Source organism: Flagellimonas zhangzhouensis, assembly GCF_900102925.1.
Classification (GTDB): domain Bacteria; phylum Bacteroidota; class Bacteroidia; order Flavobacteriales; family Flavobacteriaceae; genus Flagellimonas; species Flagellimonas zhangzhouensis.
Genome location: NZ_FNKI01000002.1, coordinates 376,878 through 402,633 on the forward strand (window position 1 = coordinate 376,878; position 25,756 = coordinate 402,633).

Annotated in this window: 32 protein-coding genes; 15 read left to right on the top strand and 17 right to left on the bottom strand. The window is 39.1% G+C overall.

What is annotated here, in order from left to right; translation table 11 throughout:
* Positions 1-122: 122 nt before the first annotated feature.
* Positions 123-407 carry a hypothetical protein gene (locus BLQ18_RS08475; protein ID WP_090294266.1) on the bottom strand — a complete coding sequence of 95 codons (285 nt, stop codon included), beginning with the start codon at positions 405-407 and terminating at the stop codon, positions 123-125.
* Between the two features lie 62 nt (positions 408-469).
* A complete protein-coding gene (locus tag BLQ18_RS08480) occupies positions 470-1,198 on the bottom strand; it encodes a formylglycine-generating enzyme family protein (protein ID WP_175443740.1) in 729 nt (242 codons plus the stop codon).
* A 280-nt stretch (positions 1,199-1,478) separates the two neighbouring features.
* Between BLQ18_RS08480 and BLQ18_RS08485 the strand changes: the two genes are divergently transcribed.
* Positions 1,479-2,411: a peptidylprolyl isomerase gene (locus BLQ18_RS08485; protein ID WP_090294272.1), complete on the top strand. Its 933-nt coding sequence runs from the start codon at positions 1,479-1,481 to the stop codon at positions 2,409-2,411.
* Between the two features lie 435 nt (positions 2,412-2,846).
* On the opposite strand, the gene BLQ18_RS08490 is transcribed toward BLQ18_RS08485, so the two are convergent.
* Both BLQ18_RS08490 and BLQ18_RS08495 read right to left on the bottom strand, forming a co-directional pair.
* Entirely contained in the window at positions 2,847-3,041 is a 195-nt protein-coding gene (locus BLQ18_RS08490; protein ID WP_090294275.1) for a cold-shock protein, read from the bottom strand.
* Between the two features lie 87 nt (positions 3,042-3,128).
* Positions 3,129-3,767 (bottom strand): peroxiredoxin, encoded by a 639-nt coding sequence (locus BLQ18_RS08495; RefSeq protein ID WP_090294277.1) that lies wholly within the window; start codon positions 3,765-3,767, stop codon positions 3,129-3,131.
* Positions 3,768-3,922: 155 nt separating this feature from the next.
* Here BLQ18_RS08495 and BLQ18_RS08500 point away from each other — a divergent pair, with 155 nt between their 5' ends.
* The gene (locus BLQ18_RS08500; protein ID WP_090294280.1) at positions 3,923-4,465 is read left to right on the top strand and encodes a YfiT family bacillithiol transferase; all 543 of its coding nucleotides are present in this window, start codon (positions 3,923-3,925) and stop codon (positions 4,463-4,465) included.
* Here the strand turns inward: BLQ18_RS08500 and BLQ18_RS08505 are convergent, their stop codons facing one another.
* From BLQ18_RS08505 to BLQ18_RS08520, 4 genes are all read right to left on the bottom strand, one after another.
* On the bottom strand, positions 4,466-4,987 hold the full coding sequence (locus tag BLQ18_RS08505) for a GNAT family N-acetyltransferase (RefSeq protein ID WP_090294284.1): 522 nt from the start codon (positions 4,985-4,987) through the stop codon (positions 4,466-4,468). It lies immediately after the preceding gene.
* 24 nt (positions 4,988-5,011) lie between these two features.
* Positions 5,012-5,566 carry a thioredoxin family protein gene (locus tag BLQ18_RS08510; RefSeq protein ID WP_090294287.1) on the bottom strand — a complete coding sequence of 185 codons (555 nt, stop codon included), beginning with the start codon at positions 5,564-5,566 and terminating at the stop codon, positions 5,012-5,014.
* Between the two features lie 85 nt (positions 5,567-5,651).
* Complete coding sequence (locus BLQ18_RS08515; protein ID WP_090294290.1) at positions 5,652-6,023, bottom strand: PUR family DNA/RNA-binding protein; 372 nt, start codon at positions 6,021-6,023, stop codon at positions 5,652-5,654.
* A gap of 74 nt (positions 6,024-6,097) precedes the next feature.
* Positions 6,098-7,852 carry an ABC transporter ATP-binding protein gene (locus BLQ18_RS08520; protein WP_090294292.1) on the bottom strand — a complete coding sequence of 585 codons (1,755 nt, stop codon included), beginning with the start codon at positions 7,850-7,852 and terminating at the stop codon, positions 6,098-6,100.
* Between the two features lie 173 nt (positions 7,853-8,025).
* On the opposite strand from BLQ18_RS08520, the gene nusB reads away from it, so the two are divergent.
* The 4 genes from nusB (at position 8,026) to BLQ18_RS08540 (ending at position 11,230) form a co-directional block, all read left to right on the top strand.
* A complete protein-coding gene (gene nusB / locus BLQ18_RS08525; RefSeq protein ID WP_090297457.1) occupies positions 8,026-8,973 on the top strand; it encodes a transcription antitermination factor NusB in 948 nt (315 codons plus the stop codon).
* Between the two features lie 39 nt (positions 8,974-9,012).
* Positions 9,013-9,489 (top strand): DUF1573 domain-containing protein, encoded by a 477-nt coding sequence (locus tag BLQ18_RS08530; RefSeq protein WP_090294294.1) that lies wholly within the window; start codon positions 9,013-9,015, stop codon positions 9,487-9,489.
* A 14-nt stretch (positions 9,490-9,503) separates the two neighbouring features.
* Positions 9,504-9,797, top strand: a complete 294-nt coding sequence (yajC, locus tag BLQ18_RS08535; protein ID WP_090294297.1) for a preprotein translocase subunit YajC — start codon at positions 9,504-9,506, stop codon at positions 9,795-9,797.
* A gap of 83 nt (positions 9,798-9,880) precedes the next feature.
* On the top strand, positions 9,881-11,230 hold the full coding sequence (locus BLQ18_RS08540; protein WP_090294300.1) for a Gfo/Idh/MocA family protein: 1,350 nt from the start codon (positions 9,881-9,883) through the stop codon (positions 11,228-11,230).
* A 125-nt stretch (positions 11,231-11,355) separates the two neighbouring features.
* Here the strand turns inward: BLQ18_RS08540 and BLQ18_RS16995 are convergent, their stop codons facing one another.
* From BLQ18_RS16995 to pepT, 5 genes are all read right to left on the bottom strand, one after another.
* Positions 11,356-11,709 (bottom strand): hypothetical protein, encoded by a 354-nt coding sequence (locus tag BLQ18_RS16995; RefSeq protein ID WP_090294303.1) that lies wholly within the window; start codon positions 11,707-11,709, stop codon positions 11,356-11,358.
* Entirely contained in the window at positions 11,706-11,996 is a 291-nt protein-coding gene (locus BLQ18_RS08550) for a hypothetical protein (protein ID WP_090294347.1), read from the bottom strand. The genes BLQ18_RS16995 and BLQ18_RS08550 overlap by 4 nt, the downstream gene beginning before the upstream one ends.
* 109 nt (positions 11,997-12,105) lie before the next feature.
* Positions 12,106-13,119: a DUF1254 domain-containing protein gene (locus BLQ18_RS08555; protein WP_090294349.1), complete on the bottom strand. Its 1,014-nt coding sequence runs from the start codon at positions 13,117-13,119 to the stop codon at positions 12,106-12,108.
* 157 nt (positions 13,120-13,276) lie between these two features.
* Positions 13,277-13,867 carry a YdeI/OmpD-associated family protein gene (locus BLQ18_RS08560; RefSeq protein WP_090294352.1) on the bottom strand — a complete coding sequence of 197 codons (591 nt, stop codon included), beginning with the start codon at positions 13,865-13,867 and terminating at the stop codon, positions 13,277-13,279.
* 1 nt (position 13,868) lies between these two features.
* Positions 13,869-15,098: a peptidase T gene (gene pepT / locus BLQ18_RS08565; RefSeq protein WP_090294354.1), complete on the bottom strand. Its 1,230-nt coding sequence runs from the start codon at positions 15,096-15,098 to the stop codon at positions 13,869-13,871.
* 155 nt (positions 15,099-15,253) lie between these two features.
* On the opposite strand from pepT, the gene BLQ18_RS08570 reads away from it, so the two are divergent.
* The 7 genes from BLQ18_RS08570 (at position 15,254) to BLQ18_RS08600 (ending at position 20,630) form a co-directional block, all read left to right on the top strand.
* Positions 15,254-15,616 carry a hypothetical protein gene (locus BLQ18_RS08570; RefSeq protein WP_139150380.1) on the top strand — a complete coding sequence of 121 codons (363 nt, stop codon included), beginning with the start codon at positions 15,254-15,256 and terminating at the stop codon, positions 15,614-15,616.
* Between the two features lie 56 nt (positions 15,617-15,672).
* Positions 15,673-16,713 carry a quinone-dependent dihydroorotate dehydrogenase gene (locus BLQ18_RS08575; RefSeq protein ID WP_090294359.1) on the top strand — a complete coding sequence of 347 codons (1,041 nt, stop codon included), beginning with the start codon at positions 15,673-15,675 and terminating at the stop codon, positions 16,711-16,713.
* A 2-nt stretch (positions 16,714-16,715) separates the two neighbouring features.
* The gene (locus tag BLQ18_RS08580; protein WP_090294361.1) at positions 16,716-17,375 is read left to right on the top strand and encodes a LysE family translocator; all 660 of its coding nucleotides are present in this window, start codon (positions 16,716-16,718) and stop codon (positions 17,373-17,375) included.
* Between the two features lie 20 nt (positions 17,376-17,395).
* Positions 17,396-18,259 carry a hydroxymethylglutaryl-CoA lyase gene (locus BLQ18_RS08585; RefSeq protein ID WP_090294363.1) on the top strand — a complete coding sequence of 288 codons (864 nt, stop codon included), beginning with the start codon at positions 17,396-17,398 and terminating at the stop codon, positions 18,257-18,259.
* Between the two features lie 121 nt (positions 18,260-18,380).
* Complete coding sequence (locus tag BLQ18_RS08590; protein ID WP_090294365.1) at positions 18,381-19,559, top strand: porin; 1,179 nt, start codon at positions 18,381-18,383, stop codon at positions 19,557-19,559.
* Positions 19,560-19,605: 46 nt separating this feature from the next.
* The gene (locus tag BLQ18_RS08595) at positions 19,606-20,136 is read left to right on the top strand and encodes an FMN-binding protein (RefSeq protein ID WP_245668096.1); all 531 of its coding nucleotides are present in this window, start codon (positions 19,606-19,608) and stop codon (positions 20,134-20,136) included.
* Positions 20,136-20,630: a hypothetical protein gene (locus BLQ18_RS08600; protein WP_090297463.1), complete on the top strand. Its 495-nt coding sequence runs from the start codon at positions 20,136-20,138 to the stop codon at positions 20,628-20,630. Before BLQ18_RS08595 ends, BLQ18_RS08600 begins: the two co-directional genes overlap by 1 nt.
* Here the strand turns inward: BLQ18_RS08600 and BLQ18_RS08605 are convergent.
* Positions 20,627-20,977, bottom strand: a complete 351-nt coding sequence (locus BLQ18_RS08605) for a DUF6686 family protein (RefSeq protein ID WP_090294367.1) — start codon at positions 20,975-20,977, stop codon at positions 20,627-20,629. The genes BLQ18_RS08600 and BLQ18_RS08605 overlap by 4 nt on opposite strands.
* A gap of 153 nt (positions 20,978-21,130) precedes the next feature.
* On the opposite strand from BLQ18_RS08605, the gene guaB reads away from it, so the two are divergent.
* Positions 21,131-22,603 (top strand): IMP dehydrogenase, encoded by a 1,473-nt coding sequence (gene guaB, locus BLQ18_RS08610; protein ID WP_090294369.1) that lies wholly within the window; start codon positions 21,131-21,133, stop codon positions 22,601-22,603.
* Positions 22,604-22,625: 22 nt separating this feature from the next.
* Here the strand turns inward: guaB and BLQ18_RS08615 are convergent, their stop codons facing one another.
* From BLQ18_RS08615 to lysA, 3 genes are all read right to left on the bottom strand, one after another.
* Positions 22,626-23,141, bottom strand: a complete 516-nt coding sequence (locus BLQ18_RS08615) for a thioredoxin family protein (protein ID WP_090294371.1) — start codon at positions 23,139-23,141, stop codon at positions 22,626-22,628.
* A 70-nt stretch (positions 23,142-23,211) separates the two neighbouring features.
* Positions 23,212-23,625 carry a DUF3995 domain-containing protein gene (locus tag BLQ18_RS08620; RefSeq protein ID WP_090294374.1) on the bottom strand — a complete coding sequence of 138 codons (414 nt, stop codon included), beginning with the start codon at positions 23,623-23,625 and terminating at the stop codon, positions 23,212-23,214.
* Between the two features lies 1 nt (position 23,626).
* Positions 23,627-24,865 (bottom strand): diaminopimelate decarboxylase, encoded by a 1,239-nt coding sequence (gene lysA / locus BLQ18_RS08625; protein ID WP_090294376.1) that lies wholly within the window; start codon positions 24,863-24,865, stop codon positions 23,627-23,629.
* Positions 24,866-25,029: 164 nt separating this feature from the next.
* Here lysA and BLQ18_RS08630 point away from each other — a divergent pair, with 164 nt between their 5' ends.
* A complete protein-coding gene (locus BLQ18_RS08630) occupies positions 25,030-25,668 on the top strand; it encodes an LON peptidase substrate-binding domain-containing protein (RefSeq protein ID WP_090294378.1) in 639 nt (212 codons plus the stop codon).
* Positions 25,669-25,756: the final 88 nt, after the last annotated feature.

Consider the following 25,756-nt stretch of genomic DNA (forward strand, 5'->3'; position numbering starts at 1 on the left):
TTGAAAACGCTAAAGATCATTAAAATATATGAAAGGCGAAAGAAGGGAAAGGTCGGAATACCTTCCTTTAAGTACGATTTAACGTAACTTTTAGAATTGATAATGGCAGGAAATCCTAAAAGTTAGGATCCAGCAATCGGGGAACCAAAAACTCCCACTGCAATTTCGGCCCAAAGCAATAAGAATAGACCAACAATAACCGATACCCATAAAAGCCTTTTTTGGGCTTCTTTGGATTTTTTTAGAATGAAGTTGATGGAAAAACCAAGAGAGGATAATAGAATTCCAGCTACCAAAAAGTCAAATGCAGACCATTGTACTTCGGAACTGAATTGCATTGCAATAAAAGGCACCAACAACAAGGTCGCTATTGAAAAAAGAATAATATGTGTTCTTGAAAGTGTCATAAAATAAAGATAAGGACTTTATTTTTTATCCAATCAACTTTTAAAAAATGTTGTAAGCGTACTTAAATTTTCCTTTCACAAATTAATCTAAATCCAATTGAAAACCCCCATAAATTAGGTTCATGAGTTCGTCTATTTGAAGATTTCGCATTTGCTGCACCAAAGTACCAGCTGCCGCCACGTATTACTTTTTCTTGCCCTTCAAGGGGACCAGTTGGATTTGTGACTTTATTAGTGGTGTATGGGGCATACCAGTCACTGACCCATTCCCAAACATTGCCGTGCATATCAAAAAGACCCCATTGATTTGGAGGGTAACTACCCACAGGAGTTGGACTACCAAGAAAAGTGCCTTTCTTAGTATATTTTGAATTTATATTAGCATTGTAGTTTGCTAAACTATCATCAAGTACTGCTCCATAGGAAAATGGTGTTTTAGTTCCAGCTCTACAAGCATATTCCCACTCGGCCTCCGTAGGAAGACGGAATTGGAATTCTGTTGATAGATCATTTAATCGGGTAAGAAATAATTCAATATCATAAAACGAAACACTTATTATCGGAAAGTCAGGATTCACATTGTGAAAAGGGGAAGGCTTTTCAGGATGTAATGTTTTGTCTCCCATTATTTTTTGCCATTGAGCTTGGGTTACTTCCGTTCTTCCGAGCCAATAATCATTTGTAATGTTTACCTCATGTAATAATTCTGAATCTTTTAATTTTTCATAATCTCCCATATGAAAACTTCCCTTTTTTATTTTAATAAATTCCATTCCTAAAATGGGTTCCATTAAAATTGAATCGGGTTCATGTCTACAGCCCGTTAGGATTAAAAGAAGAAATAAAATTGATATCGAGCTTTTCATTTAGTACTACCAATTCTCTAGCGCATAATGCATATTTACGTATGACATGCGTTGGTTGTATATCTAAAATAACAGTTTTAAAGAAATAGTGAATGTCTAGGATTAAGTTATTGCCTCCTCTATACTTATTTACATTAAACCCGTATCTTTGCAACCTTGGAAAATCCAAGGAAATTTGAAGCTAATAATCTATTAATCACATATAATGCAAGACGGAATCTACGCAAAATTTAATACCTCCAAAGGGGAGATTTTGGTAAAACTAACCCACGATAAAACACCTGGAACGGTAGGTAACTTTGTGGCATTGGCCGAGGGTAATATGGAAAACAGTGCTAAACCGCAAGGTACACCTTATTACGATGGGCTTAAATTCCACAGGGTAATTGCCGATTTTATGATCCAAGGAGGATGTCCTTCAGGAACTGGAACAGGTGATCCAGGATATAAATTTGATGATGAATTCCACCCAGAGTTGGTACACGACAAACCTGGAGTGCTTTCTATGGCCAATGCAGGTCCTGGAACCAATGGAAGCCAGTTTTTTATTACCCACGTAGCAACCCCTTGGTTAGACAACAAACACACTGTGTTTGGGCATGTTGTGGAAGGTCAGGATATAGTGGATGCCATAGCTCAAGGAGATCAAATAGAGAGCTTAGAGATTGTAAGAATAGGGGATGAAGCTGAAAACTGGAATGCCATCGAAGCTTTTAGGGTTTTTGAAGGTGCTCGTGAAAGACGCATTGCAGAAGCTAAGGCCCAAGCCGAAGCCGAGATGGAAAAATTGGCCGCTGGTTTTGATAAAACGGATAGCGGACTTCGTTATAAGATCATTCAGAAAGGAAGTGGTGCAAAAGCAGAAAAGGGAAATACTGTTTCTGTACATTATGAAGGTGCATTGACTAATGGTCAAATCTTTGATTCTTCATACAAAAGAAAACAGCCGATCGATTTTACTTTGGGTGTAGGACAAGTAATTCCAGGATGGGATGAAGGTATTGGCTTATTGAAAGTGGGCGATAAGGCTCGTTTTGTAATTCCTTCGCATTTGGCTTACGGAAGCGCAGGAGCTGGTGGGGTTATACCTCCGAATGCAACTTTGATTTTTGATGTGGAATTAATGGGTGTCAAATAAAATTTAACCCATAATATAAATAAGAAAAGCTTCCAGAAATGGGAGCTTTTTTATTTTGTAGAACGATTTACACTTACCAAAAGAAGACAAAAGTTAATCGCTAGTAATAAAAATAAAATACTTAAAAATGGATTCATGGTCAGAGTTATTTATTACGTAACAATTGAACGATAAAAAACCCTACCTATTGTATTAAAAAAATTCAATTTTATTTTTTGGAACCATTTACGCTCCAAACCAATAGCAATGCATTTACGATTAAAAGAAAGCTGAGAATAGCAAAAAAAGTGTTCATGGGTTATTTTGATTAATGGTTGTGGGGAACAGTGTTTGCTAATTAGATAGGAAAAGTCTGATTGGTTGCGTGAAAAATGAAGAAAAAATAAAAGCCCGGGGAAAACCCGGGCTTGCTCTATAAAAAAGTGTACTGTAACCTTAGTCTATAACTTGTACGTTAACGGCGTTCAATCCTTTTTTACCTTGTTGTAGTTCGAATTCTACAACATCACCTTCTCTTACTTCGTCGATTAAACCTGAAATGTGTACAAAGTGATCTGTGTTTGAACCTTCTTCAGTGATGAATCCGTATCCTTTGGAATCGTTGAAGAATTTTACTGTTCCTTTACTCATAATAAAAATTGAAAAAATTAAATCTGCCGCGAAGGTACGTTTAATTTAATGAGAATCAGTTTTTAAACCGTTTTTTTTCAAAAAGATTTATGCAGTAGGATCTGGAGTTAAACGTAAATAGGGTTTAATCTCTTCAACACCCTTGGTGAAAATGATTTTCGCTTCTGCTGTTGGAATCGAAGGACTTACTACAACCTTTTGCCCATTTTCCCAATTTGCTGGAGTTGCTACTTTATGGTGTGCAGTCAACTGCAGTGAATCGATAACACGAAGCAATTCATAAAAATTACGACCTGTGGAAGCTGGATAGGTAAGAATAAGCTTGATTTTTTTGTCTGGTCCAACAATAAATACCGAACGAACGGTAAGGGTATCGTCTGCATTGGGGTGAATCATATCGTAAAGGTCAGAAACCTTTCTTTCCACATCCGCAATGATCGGGAAGTTGACTTCCGTGTGTTGGGTTTCGTTGATGTCCTTGATCCATTCTTTGTGCGATTCGGCGCCATCCACACTCAAGGCCATCATTTTTACATTTCTTTTGGCGAACTCATCCTTAAACTTGGCAGCAGTACCCAATTCAGTAGTACAAACAGGTGTGAAATCAGCAGGGTGAGAGAACAAAATGCCCCATCCATCACCCAGGTATTCGTAAAAGTTAAGGGTTCCTTCAGAAGTTACCGCCGTAAAGTCTGGAGCGGTATCACCTAATCTTAGCGTTGCCATATATTTTGATTTAAATTGATAATTTGGTTAATCCTATAAATTTAGGGGATTATTTCGACCTGTCCGTTTTAATGCGTTAAAACTCTATTAAACTTTTTTACCAGAATTTGAAGGTTTGGTGTTAGGCTACGACTAAAAGTTTAATATTTTTAAATATGGAAAATCAAGAACTCGAACAGCTACGTTATCCCATTGGGAAAATTCAATTACCAACTACTATTACTGAACAAGATGTGAAAGATTGGATCTTGGTCTTGGAACAATTGCCAGAAAAATTGGAGGCCTTGGTAAGCCCATTGTCTGAAAAGCAATTGGAAACCCCATACCGACCTGGCGGCTGGACCGTAAGACAATTGGTACACCATATTTCCGATAGTCACCACAACAGTTACCTTCGATTTAAATGGGCCTTGACCGAGGAAAATCCCGTAATAAAGCCCTACAATGAGAAAGCTTGGGCGGAGCTTTTTGATTCTCGAACGGCGCCCATCCAAATGTCATTGGACCATTTAAAAGTGATCCACGCCAAATTGGTGTATTTGATCAAGGGATTGACAGCGGATCAATTGCAACGAAAATTCATTCACCCCGATGGGAACCAAGAATCGACTTTGGAAGTTAATGTGGGCAGATATGCATGGCACAGTAACCACCATTTAGCCCACATTGCCAATTTAATTGAACGAGAAGGCTGGTAATTACAGTTTTTTGGTCAAAATCCACATGGGTTTTTCGGTGTCCAAAACACCTGGGAGTATCACTTCGCTTTCCCTTTTGATGACATACCCATTTTTCTGATAAAAATGAATGGGATTGCCCTTTTGCATGGTATCCAGCCAGACTAGTTTTTTGTTCAAGGATTTGGCTTTGGTCTCTATCCATTGTAGGGTTTGTTTGCCCAATCCTTTGCCTGAATGCTCTTTAAGAAAGTAAATTTTCTCTGCCTTTAGAGCTTCTTCTGGGGTGATTTCATCAATACCGCAATGCAGGACCAACTTTAGAATTCCCACTGTTTCTCCTTTGCAATTGATGAGATAATGGCTGGCATTGGGGTCCTTTAATTCCTTTTCCACTACCGATTTTGTCAACCCATAAGAAATATAGGGCGTTGGGTCGGCATTGGTCCACAAGTGTAAATAATGCTCTCGGTACGATTTTACACCAACCTCTAAATAGGTGTCAAGGTTAGCAAGCGTTACGGGAATAAAGTTGAGATCCATAGGTTGAAAAAGAAAAAACTTTACTTATTTCCATTTGATGTTGCAACCTAAGCTGGGCTTTTGGTCTGCCGCAATGGATTTTCCTTCTAAAAGGGAATCCAAGGCATTTCTGAGATCGGAACCCGTCAAAGGAATTCCATTTTGAGGTCTTGAATCATCCAATTGACCTCGGTAAACCAAATTTAAATCAGCATCAAACAGATAAAAATCAGGGGTGCAAGCTGCATCGTAGGCTTTGGCCACTGCTTGACTTTCATCATACAAATAAGGGAAGGTGTAATCGGCTTCCGTGGCCTTTTCTTTCATCAAATCTGGAGAGTCTTGCGGATAATTTTCCACATCGTTGCTGGAAATGGCAACAAAACCAACGCCTTTGGATTGATATTCCTTGGCCAATTTGGAGATTTCGGGGTTCACATGAATCACAAAGGGGCAGTGGTTGCAAATAAACATGATCACAGTTCCTTTTTCTCCTTTTACAGCATCCAAAGAAAGAGTGCTGTCAGAAACAGTATCCAACAAAGTAAAATCAGGAGCTTTTGTTCCTAAAGGAAGCATATTACTTGGCGTTCTGGCCATGGTTCAATGTTTTTACAGGAAGTACAAAAATAAAAAACGACCTGCTAAAAACAGGTCGTTGCATCTATTTAAAATGTAAATTCTTTTAAATGTCGTCGAAATCCACGTCGGTAAAACTTTCCGTGGTAGAGCCGTTTTGACTAAAGGTGTCTTCTTCCTTTTTAAAATCTTTTTGGTGACGTTCAGATATTACTTCTTGCCCTTTTTCGTCGATAATATAGTCCATCATTTCCTCCATGATCTCTTTAAAAGCGGTAAAATCTTCTTTGTAGAGATAGATTTTGTGCTTTTTGTAATGGAAGGAACCATCATCGTGGGTAAACTTTTTGCTCTCGGTAATGGTGAGGTAGTAGTCTCCAGCTTTTGTGCTTCTAACATCAAAGAAATATGTTCTTCTACCTGCTCTTAAGACTTTTGAATAAATCTCTTCCTGATCCATTAAATCTTTCTCGCCCATGTGGTTTAGTGTTATTTATCTAAGTTGTATTTAGTTACCAAAAATGTAAAAAAAAAGCTAATTCAGCAACTTTTTTAAGATTCTTTGCCCGAGAGTTGATTGATGTAGAGATCCTTATAGTACCCCTCCTGATTGTTCAATTCTTCATGGGTGCCCTCTTGAATGATTTTACCCTGATCCAACACAATGATCTTGTCCGCATTTTTCGCAGACGATACCCTGTGGCTTACAATCAAGGTGGTTTTGCTTTCTGAAACTTTCTTTAGATTATTTAATATTTCTTCTTCGGTTTCCGTATCCACAGCGGACAGGCAATCATCGAACAAATAGATTTTTGGATCTTTTAAAAGTGCCCGTGCAATGGATACACGTTGCTTTTGTCCACCACTTAAAGTGATGCCACGTTCCCCAAGAATGGTGTCGTATTTTTTAGCGAAGCCTTGAATGTTTTTATGTACCACGGCCTTTTTGGCAACTTCTACAATGTCTTCATGGGTGGCATTCTCATTCCCAAATCGGATATTGTTTTCAATTGTATCCGAAAATAAAAAGGCATCCTGCGGTACTGCCCCAATAGCTTTTCTAAGGCTGTCCAAATTAAGTTGTTGAACAGGAACACCATCCACCAAAACTTCACCAGATGAAACATCGTAAAGTCGGGCCACCAAATCCAAAATGGTTGATTTTCCTGAACCTGTTTTACCCAAAATAGCAACCGTTTCTCCTGCTTTTACTTTGAAAGAAACATTGTTCAAGGCTGTAATTTCGGTGTCCTCATACGTGAACGTAACATTCTTGAACTCGATATCGCCATGAATACTTTTGTGCTCAGCTACTATATTTTTAATGGCAGGTTCCTCTTGCAAGAACTCATTGATACGTTTTTGTGAAGCTTCCGCACGTTGCACAATCGAAGTCAGCCAACCCACAACTGCTACGGGCCACGTAAGCATATTCACATACAGAATAAACTCAGCAATAATTCCAACAGTTTCAATTTCTCCGTTAATGTATTGGCGGCCGCCAATGTAGATCACGAAAATATTACTGATTCCGATCAGCAGGATCATTAAAGGAAAGAACCAGGCGTTCACTTTGGCCAAAGACATGCTGGTGTCCTTGCCTTCAATGGCCAAATTTCTCATTTCTTCATTAACCCTTGGTTCAATGCTATAAGCTTTGATCACCGAAATTCCTGAAAATGATTCTTGTGTAAACGTAGAAAGGGTAGATAAATACTCCTGTACTTTGGTGCTTCTTTTATGAATAATTTTACTGATTTTATAAATCAAAATCGATAAAATAGGCAGTGGCAACAGGGTGTAGGTCGCTAAAGTGGGTGCCTTGATGAACATGAGTGGCACCAAACACACAAAAAGTGTCAACGTTTGAATACCGTACATGATCGCAGGCCCTCCATACATTCGAACCTGACTCACATCTTCACTAATGCGGTTCATCAAGTCACCAATACGATTGCTTTTATAAAAGTTGAGGCTCAACAATTGATAATGATCAAAAACCTCATTTTTTAGGTCATATTCAATGTAGCGAGACACATTAATAATGGTCTGACGCATTAAAAAAGTAAAAAGTCCAGATAAAATAGCCGCCCCGATGATAATCAAAATGTATTGCAACAACAATCCTTTGGCATCCGAAAGGGTAATTACATCCGCCATATATTCCTCAACAGCTTGGATGGATTTGTTCACGTACGAAGGCATGATTAAAGAAAAAATCCGAGCTATAATGGTAATCAAAATACCCAGTAGCAGCTTAAACCAGTATTTTTTGAAGTATTTATTAAGGTGTTTCAGTTCCTTCATAAAAGGGGAGGACAGTTTTAGTCAGTTGTAAGACAATCCAGCAAATATATACCTTTGGGAATAAAGTAAATGTTATAAAAGTGATAAGAAAACAACTTTGGTAGGTAAGATTGAAATATAAGCTTACTTTTGCCGAGCGAAAGCCAATTAATGACTTTAAAAGTTCTTTAGACATGCTTACCCGAAGGCACATTAGAGTAAAAGTGATGCAGTGCATCTACGCCTTGGTCCAATCCAAGGATGAATCCCTGCAAAAGCAGGAAAAATTCCTAAGAGTCAGTATAGAGAACATGTATGTGCTCTATCTCCTAATGTTAAGTTTATTGGCAGAATTGCACCGCTTGGCGGAAAAGCATGTGAGCCATGCTTCCAGAAAGTATGTGGCCACGGAGGATGACAACTACCCAGACCCAGAAAAATTTATTAAAAACCGATTGTTGTTGCAATTGGTGAATAATGATGCGCTCAAAAACGAGCTTTCCAATCGCAAGTTGGACAACTGGTACTTGAATGAAGAGTACGTAAAGATCATTTACAAAGAAATTGTGGCAAGTGCTATTTACAAGGAATATATGTCCACTAGCGAAAGTTCTTATGTGGACGACCGCGAATTGGTATTGAACCTGTTCCGCGAAATTATCGCACCCAACGAAAAGATCTACGAGTACTTTGAGGATGACAAGCTTACATGGGTGGACGACTTCCCGATTGTGAATACCTTCTTGGTAAAACGATTGAAAAAGGCCAAGCCCGATGTGTCCGAACGTTTCTTTTTGCCAGCTTTGTTGAAGGATCAAGAAGATATGGAGTTTGCCAATGACCTCCTGACCAAAACATTGCTCAACGATGCCAAATGGGAAAAGGAAATTGAAGGTAAAACCCCAAATTGGGACAATGACCGAATTGCAGAAATAGATTCCATTATACTAAAAATGGCTATTTGTGAGTTATTAAATTTCCCTTCGATACCCGAAAAGGTAACTTTGAACGAGTATTTGGAAATTGCGAAGGAATACTCAACACCCAAGAGCAGCATTTTTATCAACGGGGTGTTGGACAAGTTGGCGAAGGAGTATAAAACCTCAGGAAAATTGCAAAAAATTGGAAGGGGTTTACAATAAAACAATAATTGTTTAATTTTGGAGAAACAAATTTTTATCATGAAAAGAATAACAACAATTTTTAGTTTGCTTATGGCTGTGGCCTTGGTAAGTTTTTCTTGCAAGGACAAAGCTTCTGAAAAAATAGTTGCTGATAACTTACAGACAGCTGAAACAAGGGATGATGCACAGAAGTTGCTTCCCGTAATGACATTTGAAAAAGCAGAGCACGATTTTGGAACCATCCAAAGAGGAACTCCTCAAGAGTATTCATTCGCTTTTACAAACACAGGTAACGCTCCATTGATTATTACCGATGCTAAAAGTAGCTGTGGATGTACTGTTCCAAATCCTCCAAAAGAGCCTATCGCTCCAGGTGAAACAGGTGAGCTATTGGTTAAATTCAACGGTTCTGGACAAAACCAGGTTACTAAAACCATCACTGTAACTGCAAATACCGCTAAAGGTTCCGAACTTTTGAGAATTAAAGCATTTGTGCAAGCTCCAGAGGCTATGCCAGCTGGTCCTGTAAAATAATTTTAAAGACCTGAATGGAAAACCTAGGACAATTTTTACCTCTGATCTTGATTTTCGCTGTGGCGTATTTCTTTATGATTCGCCCACAAATCAAACGTCAGAAGGATGAGAAGAAATTTACATCGGAATTGAAAAAAGGTGATAAGATCATCACCAAAAGTGGTCTTCACGGAAAAATCGTGGAATTGAACGACAAGGATTTTTCTTGTGTAATCGAGACCATGGCTGGAAGATTAAAGTTTGATCGCTCTGCCATCTCCATGGAAATGAGCAAAAAACTGAACACTGCCCCAGCTGAGAAAAGCTAAGGTTCCGAAAATCATAATTTTAAGACGTCCTCCCAAGCAATTGGGGGGACGTTTTTTTTGTATCTTATTCCAAATTTGAAATTATGGCAACACGTAGACAATTCGTAAAAAAGAGTTCATTGTGCATGGCTGGTTTAGGGGCATCCTTTGCCCTGCCAATGGATGTTTTGGCGTCCGTTCGGCGAACCATTAGTCCCAACGACAAAATTCAGGTGGGGCTGATCGGCTGTAACGGCATGGGATTTTCCGATTTGAGCTCCATGTTGCAAAACAGTGAAGTGGAAGTGGTGGCCCTTTGCGATGTGGATGAAAATGTACTGCGTGAAAAAACAGCCGAACTGGAAAAAGGAGGCATTAAAAAACCAAAATGGTATACCGATTACAGAAAACTACTGGAAGATAAAGATATTGACATAGCCATTATTGGTACGCCAGACCATTGGCACTGCCTACAACTCACCGATGCCATTGATGCAGGAAAGGATGTGTATTGCGAAAAGCCCATTGCCAATTCCGTTGCAGAAAGTGAAGCTATGCTGACCAAGGTGAATTCAAGCGACCGAATGGTGCAAATAGGGCAGTGGCAACGCAGTGAACCCCATTTTGTGGATGCCATTAATTATGTGCATTCGGGTAAATTGGGGCAAATCCGTTTGGTAAAGGCATGGGCCTACCAAGGTTGGATGCAATCCATTCCCGTGTTGCCCGATAGTCCTGTGCCCTCAGGAGTGGATTACGAAATGTGGTTAGGACCTGCACAAAGCCGACCTTTCAATAAAAATCGATTTCATTTTAACTTTAGATGGTATTGGGACTACGCAGGTGGTTTAATGACCGATTGGGGGGTTCACATGATCGACTATGCTTTGTATGGTATGAAAGCCTCCAATCCGAAATCTGTGATGGCGATGGGTGGTAAGTTTGCTTATCCAAACGATGCGGCCGAAACCCCAGATACCTTGCAGACCATTTACGATTTTGGCGATTTTTCCCTGCTTTGGGAACACGCAACAGGTATTGATGGTGGTAACTACGGCCGAAACCATGGCGTGGCCTTTATAGGCAACAACGGAACTTTGGTGCTCGACCGTGGGGGTTGGGAAGTGATTCCTGAGCACGACCGCCCACATTGGAGTCAAGATTTAGGCCCAAAAATAGAAGCTGTGCCCTTGCAAAAAGGTGTGGGACAAGGATTGGGATTTCACACCAAAAACTTCTTGGAAGCGGTTAAAACTCGAGACGCCTCTATCTTAAAAGCACCAATAAAAGTGGGGTATGATGCTGCCATGGTAAGCCATTTAGGCAATATTGCTTACAAAACAGGCGAGCGCTTGTTCTGGGATGCCGAAAACAAAAAGTTTAACGATGCCAAAGCAGATGCCTTATTGATGAACGAATATCACAACGGTTGGGCGTTTCCAAAGATGGGTTAGGGAATTTTTGGAAATGCACTTATCGGCTTGGCTATGAGTAGTTGCGTGGTTTATCAATTGATTTTGCAAGTACACACCGAACTGAAAATGCGCGAGGATTTTCAGAAGTAGACGAGAACGGGCAATTACTTATAGCCATTGTTGCCATTAGTTTTTTTGGTTAATATTTCAGTTATTTCCGCTTCTCCGATTTTATTCGGTCCTTCGTGAATACACCAAATTCTTCCTTTTTCAATCAAATCTGCAATGTTTTGGTGTTTTAGAAATCGGACTTTTACAATCTCTGTTTCACTTGGTAAAATCAATTCCTTTTCAAACTCAACTTGTCCAATATAAGTTGTCACAGAATCAGACGAGTTTTCTTTGTATTCAAAAACGTGATTAGGTCTGTAATTAGTTTTAATTCCTGTTTTCCGTCCACCTTGTTCAGTCGGATACAGAGTTAGGTTAGCCTTTATGTCGATTGTGTCCGAAATCATTGAATTCTTTCAGCAAGTTTTAAGTTCCACCATTCGATTATTTCAGAAGTCATTTCATCAGCTCCAAACTCATCGTTATAAAGTCCGTAGGTTACAGATAACTCACTTTCCAGAACACGAGTTATCTTTTCCAAGTCAGCACCATTGTATAAATTGCTCAAAATTTGATGATTTAGTCCATCAAATTCGTCTTTTGGTGCCCCAGGAATTAATTCCCAAGAGTTAAGTGTTTTTCTTAATTCTCTGAAATTTTCTTGATACTCTTTTTTTATTTGTTCTCTGTTCATTCAAATTAAAGGCAACGTTTAAGATATGATTTGTTTTAATTTTTGGTTACGCACAGCCCACAGTGATTTAAATAATCCTGCAGTTCTCAATAGGAAAGCCTAATTTAAGCTATTCCACTTCGGGTAAAGTGAATGAACCATTAAGTACAGATTCTCCTGGTCTATAAATGCGGAAGAGAATATTCCATCCATTAGGGGCGTCCAAACGGTTAGGTGCATCACCACATACTTCTTCTGAACCATAATGCACAGTGAAAGTATTATCATTGTTTAAAACAACATTGGACCCATTTAATAAGCAATTTTCTGTTTTAATATAACCATCATCACCATAAACTGTTATGGACCAAAAGCCATCATTATCAGGTACCAAATATGTTGCAGTATAGCATTTGTCCTTACTGCTTTTTTGAGGTTTGTAATTTAAATAAGTGGCAGCTTCTTCGGGTAATAAGCCCCACGCTGCAGCTGCGGCTATATGCCTTGTTTCTTCATCCACAGTGCCACGTTTTCCCATCATTCCTTTCCAACTGGCATAATTGGCACTTTCTTTATTGTAGACATTTCTTAATGAATCTAAAGAATTAGTATCCCATTCAAAATCGGGAAATGGTTGGTTTGAAATCGAAGTAACCATAAATTGGTTTTGCAAGTCGTTCACCATCTCAATCTCCGATGCATCTTTGGCGTTGAAAACCTGAATGCGCACGATAATATAAAGAAACCTTGTATTGCCTTTAACGATATAATTGCCCGATTTATAAAAAATATCCTGAACATAATGATCATTATCCAATATGTAAATGGATGCGTAACGGGAGTCTGGCATTTCAGGGAAGGTTATTTCAAGGCCATCTTTGGAATCAAATACACCACCAGAATATAACACATCACGATTCATGCGAATCACGGTTTGATTATCTAAAGGGGTAGGTGTTCTAAAATGAAAAAACTGGTTTGTACCTCCCGCATTTTTGATCATTTGGGTATACATATTGTCTGTTTCAGCTCTAATGAAGGTGTCAGCTGTTACTTCTTTAATAGATTGCTCCTTGTCATTTTTACTTTTAGGTTGACATGAAAATAGGGCAAGAATTACAACTACGATAAATAAATTTTTCATGATATAATGGATTAGTGTTTATCAAAAAAACTTTGCAAAACAATGGGGGGATATTTGTTTTGGAATCTATTATTGTAGTTAAGTGGTTAACCAAATTTAAAGATATTTATTTGGTTATTAATCATATAGCTAATTAAATTTTGCTAATCGGAGATAGTTATCGATACCCATCATTCAACCCAACTTCATCCTTGATCATGGGAAGTATTTTTTCCAACCTGCGCAGTTTGGTTTTTTCTTGTTTTGCCTCTGCAATGTATTCGCAGAACTCTTTTTGTTTGTAGGGGGTGAACTTTTCAAAAGCTTTTTGTAAAGTTGGGTGCTTTATTAGCTCTGCGTGCAGCAACTCGGGAATCTCAACTTTTTTCGTTTTTTCGGGTTGAATCTCCATACCCTTTTTCTGGTTTTCCAAAGACTCGGTCATGTAGGCCAGAACGGACATATCATCCACTTCATCCATTGAAGAGAACTTCCAATGCCGCATCCCTTTGGTTTTGCCTTCTTGGGCATTTTCCAACACCTTTTTAGGGTCTTTTAAAAACACCCCGTTAAAAAACCAGACCCCAAAATGAGATTTGAACTTACAAATACCAAAAACATTTTTGCCATTGAGGGTGTACACGGGAAAGCTCCATTTAAAGGTTTCATCGGCTTCCGTTTTTAAGGCCAACTGGCGCAAATGCGAAATGCCATCCCTAAAGGGATGCTCCTGCTCATAATAGGCTTCCAGCTTTTCAGTTTTGTCCATCTCACTTGATTTGCGATGCAGTAAGTTCGCAAATTTTCACGATAGTTAGGGTCGCCTTTTCCATACTTTCCAAAGGAACGTACTCGTATTTGCCATGAAAATTATGTCCGCCAGCAAAAATATTGGGACATGGCAATCCCATAAAACTCAATTGGGAACCATCTGTTCCACCTCTAATGGGTTTGATGATGGGAGTGATGCCTAAAGATTCCATGGCCTCTTTGGCAATTTCGACAATTTGAAAAACAGGTTCCACCTTTTCGCGCATGTTTTTGTATTGATCCTCAATGCTCAAGCTGAGGTAATTCCCATATTTTTTATTGAGTTTGGCCGTGATGTCATCCAGCATTTCTTTTCGGGCCGCAAAATGGGTGGCATCATGATCCCGAATGATCATATCGATTTCTGCATGCTCAATTTCGCCCTTTATTTTGTGAACATGGAAAAAACCTTCAATTCCTGTAGTGTGTTCTGGCACTTCATGTGGTGGCATCAAGCTTAAAAATTCGTTGGCAATGCCAATCGCATTCACCATTTTGTTCTTCGCATAACCAGGGTGCACACTTTTTCCCTTTATGGTCACTTTGGCCTTGGCCGCATTAAAATTTTCGTATTCCAACTCCCCAATCTGGCTACCATCCATAGTGTAGGCCCATTCGGCACCGAATTTTTCCACATCAAATTTATGGGCGCCACGACCAATCTCTTCATCAGGGGTAAAACCAATTCGGATTTCACCATGTTTGATCTCTGGATGGTTGATGAGGTATTCCATGGCCGTAATAATTTCCACAATACCAGCCTTATCATCAGCACCCAAAAGGGTAGTGCCATCCGTAGTGATCAAAGTTTGCCCTTTGTACAGTAATAAATCTTCAAAATAATCGGGGGAGAGCACAATGTCCATGCTTTTGTTCAGCACAATATCACTCCCATCATACTCTTTTATAATCTGAGGCTTTACATTCCGCCCAGAAAAATCAGGAGACGTGTCAAAATGAGAAACAAAACCTATGGTAGGTACTTTTTTGTCCACATTGCTCGGAAGCGTAGCCATGATATAAGCGTTTTCATCAATCGAAACCTCTTCCATTCCTATTTGATGTAACTCCATGACCAATTTTTTGGCCAAGTCCCATTGCTTTTCAGTACTTGGTGTTGTTTTGGAGTATGGGTCGCTTTGGGTGTCGATTTGCACATATTCCAGAAATCGGGGCAGTAGTTTTTCCATGTTTGGCTTTTTACCAAAAATAAGGCTTATTCAAATCAAAATTTGTAGAAGAAACACATTAAAAAAAGTATCTTTCGAGAACAAAACAGGAACTGCTTTTGAAACCTCTATTTCTCTTTCTTCTTTTTTTAACTGCTCAATTAGGTTATTCCCAAATGGAATGTATGCTTGGTGTTGGGGGAAAGGATGATGAAACCATTGCCAAGGTTTTTGAATTGACCGAAGAGCAGCAAAAAAGTTTGAGAAACTGGAGTGCAGAACTTAAAGTCCGCAACGATATCCTGAAAGACAAAGCCAGGTTTTTGATGAAAAAGCATGAGGAAAGCTCTCCAGAGGTTCTCGTAACCGTTTCTATACAGTACAGTACGCTTATGGACAGCATGAAACAAAATGTTCGGATGATGGATAAACGTTTGCTGAATTTGTTCAATGAGGTACAATATCAACGCTATTTAAAATTGTGCGAACAGATGACTTTGCGCCCCATCTATATAAATAGGTTGCTCAACGAAAATTGAAATAATTGCTGCATACTGTTTTAGGAGTTTTTATTTTTGTCCAAATTTCATGCTGAATGTATAAAATCCTTATTCGCCCCATCCTCTTTTTGTTTGATCCAGAAACCGCACACCACTTTTCATTTTGGGCGATAAGAGTTTGTTCCAAGTTAGGTTTGAACCATCTTTTCAAAAGTATTTTTAAAGTAAACGACCCTCGATTGGAGCGTGAGGTTTTCGGAATTAAATTTCCAAATCCCGTAGGTCTGGCAGCAGGTTTTGATAAGGATGCCAAACTTTACAACGAGTTTTCAGATTTTGGTTTCGGATTTGTTGAAATCGGAACCTTAACGCCCAAGGCACAACCTGGCAATCCTAAAAAGCGTTTGTTCCGATTGTTGGATGATAAGGCCATCATCAACCGAATGGGATTCAACAATCATGGTGTGTTTGAAGCCGTGGAGCAATTAAAGAAAAAACACCGCGTATTGGTGGGCGGAAATATTGGGAAGAATAAAGTAACCCCGAACAGCGAAGCCGTAAAGGATTACTTGATTTCATTCGATGCCCTTTTTGAGCATGTAGATTATTTTGTAGTAAATGTAAGTTCACCTAACACACCTGGATTACGCGAATTGCAGGATAAAAAACCACTGACCGACCTGCTCAATAAATTGAAAAAGGAGAACAGTAAGTTGAGCAAGAAATTGGAGCAAAAGGAAAAACCAATTCTTTTAAAAATTGCGCCAGATCTAACAGATGATCAGTTGTTGGACATCATCGACATCGTAAAAGCGACTCAAATCGACGGCGTAATTGCGACCAACACCACCATTGAGCGTAAAAACCTTAAATCACATTTATTGCTGACCGAAGAACAAGGAGGATTGAGTGGAAAACCGTTGACGAAAAGAAGCACAGAAGTAATCCGATTTTTGTCCGAAAAAAGCAATAAAGCATTCCCCATCATTGGGGTGGGAGGAATCCATTCTGCGGAAGATGCCCTTGAAAAATTGGATGCAGGAGCAGACTTGGTGCAATTGTACACAGGCTTTATTTACGAAGGCCCTGCGCTCATCAAAAAAATAAATAAAGCTATCTTAGCTATGATGTCTTAGCTATGAACTCTTTGCTTGTTTTATCTCTGGAACCCATTAATTATTCCATCTTAATTGGTTTTGTGATTTCCGCCTTGGCTTTGGCCATTTCTCCAGGGCCTGATAACATTTTTGTACTCACCCAAAGTATTAGCAACGGTACAAAATCAGGATTGGCCACTGTGGCGGGACTTATGTCTGGTTGTTTGGTACACACGACTTTGTTGGCCTTTGGGGTTTCCGAAATCATTAAAAGAAGCGATACGCTATTCTTTGCCATCAAACTTTTTGGTGCCCTTTATTTATTGTATTTGGCCTACATGGTTTATCGAAGCGATGCTTCCATTTTGTTGGATGCAAAAAAGGAAAAAGCAAGCTCACCCATGAAGCTTTTTAGAATTGGATTCACCATGAATGTGCTGAATCCGAAGGTGACTATTTTCTTTTTGGCCTTTTTTCCAGGCTTTTTGTTCAGTGATGAGCTGAATACTGTGATTCAGTTTTACGTATTGGGATTTATTTTTATCCTGAGTGCTTCACTGGTTTTTGGTTCTATTGCTGTTTTGGCAGGGAGCATTTCCACCTATTTGAAGCAACATAAAAACACTGGGCTGTACCTAAAATGGCTGCAGATCATCGTTTTTGTGGGTATTGCATTGTATCTATTGCTATCGGATAAATAGTGCTATTTTTACCCATGTCTATGCCAAAAGTTAAAATCATAGAATGTCCTAGAGATGCCATGCAGGGGATCAAAACCTTTATTCCCACCAAGGAAAAGGTAAAGTATATCCAGTCGTTGTTGGGCTGTGGTTTCGATACCATTGATTTTGGAAGTTTTGTGTCGCCAAAGGCCATTCCACAAATGCAGGATACTGCAGAGGTATTGGCGCAATTGGATCTTTCACGAACCCGAAGCAAACTTTTGGCCATTGTAGCAAACATTCGCGGAGCGGAAGATGCTTGTAAACACGAAGCCATTCAATATTTGGGTTTTCCTTTCTCCATTTCCGAAAACTTTCAAATGCGGAACACCCACAAGACTATTGATCAATCGGTGGAAACCTTGAAGGGTATTTTGGAATTGGCACATGCCCACGATAAAAAAGTGGTCACCTATATTTCCATGGGATTTGGAAATCCGTACGGTGATCCTTGGGATGTGGATATAGTAGGGGAGTGGACCGAGAAATTGGCCGACATGGGCACGAATATTTTATCGCTGTCCGATACTATTGGTAGTTCAACTCCAGAAGTGATTGATTATTTGTTTTCCAATTTGATACCGAAATATCCCGAAATTGAATTTGGTGCCCATTTGCATACCACACCGACCAAATGGCACGAAAAAGTGGAGGCCGCCTATAAGGCAGGGTGTCGTCGTTTTGATGGCGCTGTGCAAGGATTTGGCGGTTGTCCCATGGCCAAGGATGAACTCACAGGGAATATGCCCACCGAAAAAATGTTGTCCTATTTTACAACCCAAAAAGCTGATACTGGGGTGAATTGGATGGTGTTTGAAGCCGCTTTCAACAAGGCCACTGAGCTTTTTTCAGTCTATCATTAGATTTTATTGAACAAAAACCAGCTTAAATGTTAATTGTTAAAATTTATTTAAATTAAGTCTAAATAAATTTGGTTGATGGAAGAGGTAAAAATATATTTGCCGCGCATTTTAAAAATGACACATGAAAAAATCAATCATCTTTCTAGCATTACTGGTATCAACTTTTGCATTCGCACAAACAAGCACTGACTCTATTCAGTTAGATCCCCAAAAACAAATCAATGCAGCGCAACGCTTATTATCTGGAAATTACGGTTCGGCGGTAACCGTTGGCGCTTATGGCGAAATGCTGTACAATCAACCCAATGGACAAAACGGGGAGTTGGATGTACAACGTTTGGTGGTTTTGTTTGGTTATAGATTTGATGATCGTACCCAATTTGTAACAGAAATTGAGTTTGAGCATGTAGAAGAAGTTTTTGTAGAGCAGGCTTTTGTGAACTATATGGCCGCCCCAAACTTTAATATTAGGGGAGGTTTAATGTTGGTACCCATGGGAATCATCAATGAGTTTCACGAGCCAACTACATTCAACGGAACAGAACGTCCAGCAATGGACAATGCCATTGTGCCAACTACTTGGAGAGAATTGGGGGTTGGTGTAACTGGTAGGTTCAATTCCATTTCTTTAGGGTACCAAGCCTACATTTTTAATGGATTTAAATCCACAGAAGCCAATGGTGAAGGTGGAGTTACTGGTATGTTGCGAGGTTCTAACGGTCTTAGAGGTGGTAGGCAAAAAGGAATCCAATCCACTATTAATAAACCTAACCTTTCCACCAAACTGGATTATTACGGTATTCCAGGACTTCGACTGGGCTTTTCTACTTATTTAGGCCGTACCCAAGCTGAAGACGATGTTCAAGAATTTGAAGGCGCGGATGTGGGATTGGCCATGTTTGGATTGGATGCTCGTTATGCTTTTCAAAAGTTTACAGCAAGAGGACAGTTTGTTCATGCTTCTTTATCTGATACAGAGGCATACAACAATTTAACTGGAAATAATTTAGGCAGCTCCCTTCAAGGTTGGTACGTGGAAGGGGCTTATAATGTGCTTCCATTTGGCAACAGACAAAAGCTGTTTGCCTTTGTTCGTTATGAAAACTTCGACACCCATGCAAGCACTGCAGGTAATCTGTTAGAAAACGAAGCATACAATAGAACCGATATAACCACTGGTCTTACTTATCATATTGCTCCAGGAGTGGTTGTTAAGGGAGACTATCAATTTAGAAGCAACACAGCAGATGATAGTGATGTAACAGACCGATTGAATTTTGGAATCGGGGTGTGGTTCTAAACAAATAGTATTATCACTATTCAGTCTAAATTAATATATTTGAAACATGAAATGGATGCAGGTATGTGGGTTTCTTTTAGCGCTATTAGTGCTATTTGGGTTTGAAAATCCGAATGAGCTCAATAAAAGAGCATTAAAAGAAGTTGCCAAAACTTTTGAAACCGAAAGTTTCACTGTTGAATCCATTTCTGTCTCTGATTCAGAAAATGTAAATCTGTCTATACAGTTAACTGGTCAAAATTTCTTTCGAATAATAAGCGGAGATAACCTTTTGGGCTATGCTTTTTTTGACCAAGCACCGAGCAAAACTGCCAAATTTGATTATTTGGTAGTTTTTAACGCTCAATTGAAAGTGATAAATACCAAAGTGCTTGTTTATCGAGAAGAATATGGTGGTGAAATTGGCAGCAAAAGATGGCTCAAGCAGTTTTTAGGAAAAACAGGAGGAGATCGGGTTAGCGTTAATTCCAACATAGACGTTATTTCAGGGGCCACAATTTCTGTGAATTCTATGACGAAAGCCATGGACAATTTGTTGGTTACAATCGGTATGCTTCAAGATAAAAACTTGTTATGATGGCCTATGATGGTTTACTGACAAAATTTCCCAAGGAGATAAAAATTTTTATTGCTGTTTTTGTGGTGATTCTTTCCGTAGGATATTTTACGGGCTTACTTTTTATCAACCAGACCGATTCCACATCGCCTGCTGGAATTGAGGAAAACTATCTGGGCAATGAGGCTGATGAAGATGCAACGGTAATGAAATTTAAAAAAGGAGCTAGGGAAATGCTTACTATTGTTCACACCCATGTACTTTCCATGTCCTTTATTTTCTTTTTATTGGGTGGTTTGGTTTGGATAACAAAAGCACCTAAAAAATGGAAGCTTTTTTTGACTATTGAACCTTTTCTATCCGTTGTATTCACTTTTGGTGGAATTTACCTGATGTGGTCGGGAATAAGTTGGTTCAAATATGTTGTCATATTTTCAGGGATTTTAATGACGCTAACGTTTATTGCTTCGGCAACTTTGGTACTTTGGCAATGTTTGAAGCCCCAAAGTCCCTAGTTCTCTATAAACTGGTAATCGATATCCTTATACTTCAAGAATTCTATTTTAGGTTGATGCAATTGAAGTAGCGAAAGCAATTCGCTTATTTCTTCACGGTTTACCAAGATAATAAAGTGCTTTTTGCCCACTGAAATTGGAATTTTTCGTTGCTGGCTCCAATGTTTCAATTGATTTTCCCAATAGGCAAGATCCAATTCTTCAATATAAGATTTAAGGGCTTCCAACTCCCATTCATACAATTCAAAACACAGGTTGTTGAAGATGAGCTGGAACAATTTACTGTGGTTGCAGAAGGTTACCGTTCCGTTTTTGGATCGGCTTATAATGTTCAATGATTTGCACATAGTAAAGATTTGAACCCTAAAGATACTAATTATTTAAAATGATTCTAAATAAATTCAAAAACAATGGCTTTTCTAATTTTAAAAGCAATAGGACAACGATAGGTAATCAATTAAAATAGTGGTATATTTGCCCGCAATTAATCCGTAATTGCAATGGAAGCTCATCTAAATAAAATTGTTGGTGAAGGACTCACATACGACGACGTTCTACTTGTGCCAGCATATTCCGAAGTTCTCCCCCGAGAAGTTAACATTCAATCCAAGTTTACACGTAATATCACCATCAATGTGCCTATAGTTTCGGCTGCGATGGATACCGTTACCGAATCTAGAATGGCGATTGCCATGGCTAGAGAAGGTGGTATTGGGGTATTGCACAAAAACATGACGATGGAGGAACAGGCCATCAAGGTTCGTAAAGTAAAACGTGCCGAAAGTGGTATGATCCTAGATCCTGTTACACTTCCATTGAATTCTTTGGTGCGCGATGCCAAAGCCAGTATGAAAGAACACAGCATTGGGGGTATTCCCATTGTTGATGCTGATAAAAAATTGATTGGTATTGTGACCAATCGTGACCTTCGCTTCGAGAAAAACGAAAACAGACCTATTTCAGAAGTTATGACCTCTGAAAACTTGGTGACCGTAGGTGAGGGTACCTCTTTGCAACAAGCCGAAGTGATTCTTCAAGAAAACAAAATCGAAAAACTGCCTGTCGTAAACGATAAGGAAGAGCTTGTTGGTTTGATCACTTTCCGAGATATTACCAAATTGACCCAAAAACCCATTGCGAACAAAGATCAATACGGTCGTTTGCGTGTAGCTGCTGCGATTGGTGTTACAGCTGATGCCGTGGATCGTGCAGGTGCTTTGGTCCATGCAGGGGTCGATGCCATTATTATTGATACAGCCCACGGACACACCAAAGGTGTGGTTGGTATTTTGAAAGAAGTGAAAAAATCATTTCCAGAATTGGAAGTTGTAGTTGGTAACATTGCCACAGCTGAGGCTGCTAAATATTTGGTAGAAGCTGGTGCTGATGCTGTTAAAGTGGGTATTGGACCAGGTTCCATTTGTACCACACGTGTTGTTGCTGGTGTTGGATTTCCGCAATTCTCTGCCGTATTGGAGGTATCTGCAGCCCTAAAGGGCACTGGTGTGCCTGTGATTGCAGATGGAGGAATCCGTTATACGGGTGATATCCCTAAAGCAATTGCCGCTGGAGCAGATACTGTTATGTTGGGTTCATTGTTGGCTGGTACCAAGGAATCTCCTGGGGAAACCATCATTTATGAAGGTAGAAAATTCAAATCGTACCGAGGAATGGGCTCCGTGGAGGCCATGAAACAAGGTAGTAAGGACCGTTACTTTCAAGATGTTGAAGACGACATTAAAAAATTGGTTCCTGAAGGTATTGTGGGTCGTGTGCCTTACAAAGGAGAGCTGTACGAAAGTATGCACCAATTTATTGGTGGTCTTAGAGCTGGAATGGGCTATTGTGGTGCCAAAGACATTGCTACCCTAAAAGAAACAGGTCGTTTTGTTAAGATTACAGCAAGTGGTATTCACGAAAGCCATCCACACGATGTGACCATCACAAAGGAAAGTCCTAACTATAGTCGATAAAAAATACAGAAGTAAAATTGGGTTATTTACTAGTGTAAGTAGCCCAATCTTTGTCTTTGTAGATGTTGTCACCAAAATATTTGGCAATCTGTAAAAAGGGTTCCACTTTTTGATACCCTGGCACTGGAGACAACATATTGATTTTTTCATCCAAGAAAACAACTGTAGGATAACTCAATTGTCCTTGCAATAGAGCAGCGGCCAATTCGTGATACCCTTTTCTGCCAGAGGGTACAAACTTGAAGGTTTTTCCTTGATAGGTAATAGGGTCTTTCCCTTCGGCATCCATTTTTACCATATAAAAATTCTCCTGCATATATTTCGCTACTTCAGGATTTTGGAAAGTTTCCTTGTCCATTTTCTTACACCATCCACACCAATCCGTATAAACATCAATGAACATTTTTTTAGGTTGGGCATCGGTTTGAGCTAGCTCAACAGCTTCTTCCCATGAAAGCCATTTAATATCCTGTGCTTGGGCTTGAAACCCAATAAAAAGAAGAAAAAGTATACTGATTTGGGTATATATAGTTTGCATAGTCTGTAATTTTTGATGTAATTGTCGTTGCTTCACTACAAAACTAACGAAAATTGTGCCAAAAAAGTATTCAGCGCCAGAGTTCTAAAATGAATATCATAATGGAAACCGTCAAAGCTAAAGGGGCATAATATTTCCGATCCATTTCAGCGAAATTGGTTTGCTTTATGCTTTTAAAAAATCCCAAATATTTAAAGTCACCAACAGCTCTCAATAAAAATAGGATTCCAATTGCCACAGAAATATAATGGAGTTCTGAAAAGCTGATAATTTCCAAAAAAGGATTCAGGTAAATTGCAGCGAAGAACGCCAATAACAATGCGATTATGGATGTTCCCACTTTTCCAGGTTTCATCTTTAAGGTGCCATCTGTTCCAGAAGGCAATACGGCCGTGGGGTCCTTTACACCAAAAAGGGCCCAATAAAAATGGAGCCCTGATAAAAAGATAAATATGATGGAAAGCAATAAGGAAATTACATCCATACTACTTTACAGTTTCTTTTTTGGAGGTTTCAAACAGTTCCTTTACATCGACTTGATTGGCTAAGATATCATCGAAGGTTTCTCTTTTTCTGATCAAATGGGCTTTTCCATTGTACCATAGTACTTCCGCAGGACGGTATCTGGAGTTGTAGTTACTTGCCATGGTAAAGCAATAAGCGCCAGCATTTCTAAAACATAAAATATCGCCTTCAGAAATTTCATTGATTCTTCGGTTACTGCCAAATGTATCCGTTTCGCAGATATAACCTACCACAGAATAGTATCTCTCTCTACCTTCTGGGTTGGAAATATTGATGATTTCGTGACTGGAACCATACAACATAGGTCGAATCAAATGGTTGAAACCAGAATCAACACTTGCAAAAACAGTGGAAGTAGTTTGTTTTACCACATTAACTTTGGCCAAAAAATAGCCAGCTTCACTCACCAAGAATTTACCTGGCTCAAAAGCCAAAGTCAACTCCCTGCCATATTCTTTACAGAATTCGTTGAACCTAGAGGATAATTTTTTACCCAATTCATCAATATTGGTTTGGATGTCGCCCTCTTTATAAGGTACTTTAAATCCACTACCAAAATCGATAAACTCCAAATCTTTGAAGTTTTTGGCGGTATCGAACAATATTTCAGAAGCATAAAGGAATACATCGATATCCAAAATATCACTTCCTGTATGCATGTGGATTCCGTTGATATTCATGTTGGTCAACTCCACAATACGCAACAAATGCGGAATTTGATGGATGCTGATTCCAAATTTAGAATCGATATGGCCCACTGAAATTTTGGAGTTTCCACCCGCCATTACGTGCGGATTAATTCGAATACACACAGGAATATCTGGGTGCTTGCTTCCAAATTGCTCCAAAATGGATAGGTTGTCAATGTTCACCTGAACTCCAAGTGCAGCAGCTTCCTCGATTTCTTCCAAGGAAACGCCATTAGGGGTAAAAATGATGGACTCTGGTTTAAAACCAGCCAAAAGTCCTAATTTTACTTCTTGAATGGATACGGTATCCAATCCGCTTCCAAGACTATTTAACAGCCTAAGAATGCTAACATTGGACAATGCTTTGGCTGCGTAGTTCAACCGAAGACTTGGAACACTCTTAAAGGCTTTGGTAAGCTTTTGGTATTGCGAAGTGATCTTGTCGGCATCATACACATAAAGAGGTGCGCCAAATTGTTCTGTCAGTTGAAGTAAGTCCTTAGAATTCATGTGAAATAGGTATTTGAGCAAAACTAGACTTTGTTGGTCTTACCCACAAGAAAATTGAATATTTTTATAAAAATATAACACATTGTTTGTTTTATAACTCATATGGTTTGGCCCTATGGTTGTGGCTTTAGCGGTTTGGTTGTATTTTTAGGCAAACATCAACCATGAAACTTCCTTTATTTCCATTACAATCTGTTTTCTATCCAGGAGAAACCGTTCCACTTCACATTTTTGAGGAACGCTACAAACAACTTATTAAAGATTGCAGAAAGGAAGCCATGACTTTTGGTATTCCCGTTTTCATCAACAACAAAATTTCATACGGTACTGAAGTGCAACTCGTGGAGGTGGTCAATACCTATGATTCGGGTGAAATGGATGTAGTCTGTGTGGCCCGTCAAGTTTTTAAGATATTGAGCTTTGAAGAATTTATGGATGGAAAACTGTATGCTGGGGGCGAAGTGGAGTTTTTGGAAATGGAAAACAAGGCGGATGAAGATCTTCGATTGGAAGTAATGCAAAAGGTGGAGGAACTTTACGGTATTATGGATGTGCCTTTTACCACTATATCACCAAAACAATTCAACAGTTATACCTTGGCCCATAAAATGGGATTGTCTTTTCAGCAGGAGTATGAATTGTTACTGATGACGAAGGAAATCGACCGCTTAAATTTTATTAAAACACATTTGGAGGCAACTGCCCAAGTGCTCACCGAAGTGAACCGAACCAAGTCGGTAATTGAATTGAACGGTCATTTTAAAAACTTCGACCCACTGAACTTTCAGGATTTTAAGTTGTAGCGTTTCAAATAATACATATTTATAGGTAATTAATCAATTATCAACTTCAATATCTCCTTGGGGTTTTTTATTTTTGTCATCAAACAAA

What these genes read in the sequence shown, in the direction of transcription:
- BLQ18_RS08630 (WP_090294378.1), top strand. Translation starts at nt 25,030, where the DNA reads ATGAAACTTCCTTTATTTCCATTACAATCTGTTTTCTATCCAGGAGAA.
- BLQ18_RS08515 (WP_090294290.1), bottom strand. Translation starts at nt 6,023, where the DNA reads ATGGGCGAGAAAGATTTAATGGATCAGGAAGAGATTTATTCAAAAGTC.
- BLQ18_RS08575 (WP_090294359.1), top strand. Translation starts at nt 15,673, where the DNA reads ATGTATAAAATCCTTATTCGCCCCATCCTCTTTTTGTTTGATCCAGAA.
- BLQ18_RS08555 (WP_090294349.1), bottom strand. Translation starts at nt 13,119, where the DNA reads ATGAAAAATTTATTTATCGTAGTTGTAATTCTTGCCCTATTTTCATGT.
- BLQ18_RS08520 (WP_090294292.1), bottom strand. Translation starts at nt 7,852, where the DNA reads ATGAAGGAACTGAAACACCTTAATAAATACTTCAAAAAATACTGGTTT.
- BLQ18_RS08615 (WP_090294371.1), bottom strand. Translation starts at nt 23,141, where the DNA reads ATGCAAACTATATATACCCAAATCAGTATACTTTTTCTTCTTTTTATT.
- BLQ18_RS08485 (WP_090294272.1), top strand. Translation starts at nt 1,479, where the DNA reads ATGCAAGACGGAATCTACGCAAAATTTAATACCTCCAAAGGGGAGATT.
- BLQ18_RS08590 (WP_090294365.1), top strand. Translation starts at nt 18,381, where the DNA reads ATGAAAAAATCAATCATCTTTCTAGCATTACTGGTATCAACTTTTGCA.
- BLQ18_RS08570 (WP_139150380.1), top strand. Translation starts at nt 15,254, where the DNA reads ATGGAATGTATGCTTGGTGTTGGGGGAAAGGATGATGAAACCATTGCC.
- BLQ18_RS08620 (WP_090294374.1), bottom strand. Translation starts at nt 23,625, where the DNA reads ATGGATGTAATTTCCTTATTGCTTTCCATCATATTTATCTTTTTATCA.
- nusB (WP_090297457.1), top strand. Translation starts at nt 8,026, where the DNA reads ATGCTTACCCGAAGGCACATTAGAGTAAAAGTGATGCAGTGCATCTAC.
- BLQ18_RS08585 (WP_090294363.1), top strand. Translation starts at nt 17,396, where the DNA reads ATGCCAAAAGTTAAAATCATAGAATGTCCTAGAGATGCCATGCAGGGG.
- BLQ18_RS08505 (WP_090294284.1), bottom strand. Translation starts at nt 4,987, where the DNA reads ATGGATCTCAACTTTATTCCCGTAACGCTTGCTAACCTTGACACCTAT.
- BLQ18_RS08540 (WP_090294300.1), top strand. Translation starts at nt 9,881, where the DNA reads ATGGCAACACGTAGACAATTCGTAAAAAAGAGTTCATTGTGCATGGCT.
- BLQ18_RS08510 (WP_090294287.1), bottom strand. Translation starts at nt 5,566, where the DNA reads ATGGCCAGAACGCCAAGTAATATGCTTCCTTTAGGAACAAAAGCTCCT.
- BLQ18_RS08580 (WP_090294361.1), top strand. Translation starts at nt 16,716, where the DNA reads ATGAACTCTTTGCTTGTTTTATCTCTGGAACCCATTAATTATTCCATC.
- BLQ18_RS08475 (WP_090294266.1), bottom strand. Translation starts at nt 407, where the DNA reads ATGACACTTTCAAGAACACATATTATTCTTTTTTCAATAGCGACCTTG.
- BLQ18_RS08600 (WP_090297463.1), top strand. Translation starts at nt 20,136, where the DNA reads ATGGCCTATGATGGTTTACTGACAAAATTTCCCAAGGAGATAAAAATT.
- BLQ18_RS08500 (WP_090294280.1), top strand. Translation starts at nt 3,923, where the DNA reads ATGGAAAATCAAGAACTCGAACAGCTACGTTATCCCATTGGGAAAATT.
- BLQ18_RS08480 (WP_175443740.1), bottom strand. Translation starts at nt 1,198, where the DNA reads ATGGAACCCATTTTAGGAATGGAATTTATTAAAATAAAAAAGGGAAGT.
- BLQ18_RS08560 (WP_090294352.1), bottom strand. Translation starts at nt 13,867, where the DNA reads ATGGACAAAACTGAAAAGCTGGAAGCCTATTATGAGCAGGAGCATCCC.
- lysA (WP_090294376.1), bottom strand. Translation starts at nt 24,865, where the DNA reads ATGAATTCTAAGGACTTACTTCAACTGACAGAACAATTTGGCGCACCT.
- BLQ18_RS08595 (WP_245668096.1), top strand. Translation starts at nt 19,606, where the DNA reads ATGAAATGGATGCAGGTATGTGGGTTTCTTTTAGCGCTATTAGTGCTA.
- BLQ18_RS08550 (WP_090294347.1), bottom strand. Translation starts at nt 11,996, where the DNA reads ATGAACAGAGAACAAATAAAAAAAGAGTATCAAGAAAATTTCAGAGAA.
- pepT (WP_090294354.1), bottom strand. Translation starts at nt 15,098, where the DNA reads ATGGAAAAACTACTGCCCCGATTTCTGGAATATGTGCAAATCGACACC.
- BLQ18_RS08495 (WP_090294277.1), bottom strand. Translation starts at nt 3,767, where the DNA reads ATGGCAACGCTAAGATTAGGTGATACCGCTCCAGACTTTACGGCGGTA.
- BLQ18_RS16995 (WP_090294303.1), bottom strand. Translation starts at nt 11,709, where the DNA reads ATGATTTCGGACACAATCGACATAAAGGCTAACCTAACTCTGTATCCG.
- BLQ18_RS08530 (WP_090294294.1), top strand. Translation starts at nt 9,013, where the DNA reads ATGAAAAGAATAACAACAATTTTTAGTTTGCTTATGGCTGTGGCCTTG.
- yajC (WP_090294297.1), top strand. Translation starts at nt 9,504, where the DNA reads ATGGAAAACCTAGGACAATTTTTACCTCTGATCTTGATTTTCGCTGTG.
- guaB (WP_090294369.1), top strand. Translation starts at nt 21,131, where the DNA reads ATGGAAGCTCATCTAAATAAAATTGTTGGTGAAGGACTCACATACGAC.
- BLQ18_RS08490 (WP_090294275.1), bottom strand. Translation starts at nt 3,041, where the DNA reads ATGAGTAAAGGAACAGTAAAATTCTTCAACGATTCCAAAGGATACGGA.
- BLQ18_RS08605 (WP_090294367.1), bottom strand. Translation starts at nt 20,977, where the DNA reads ATGTGCAAATCATTGAACATTATAAGCCGATCCAAAAACGGAACGGTA.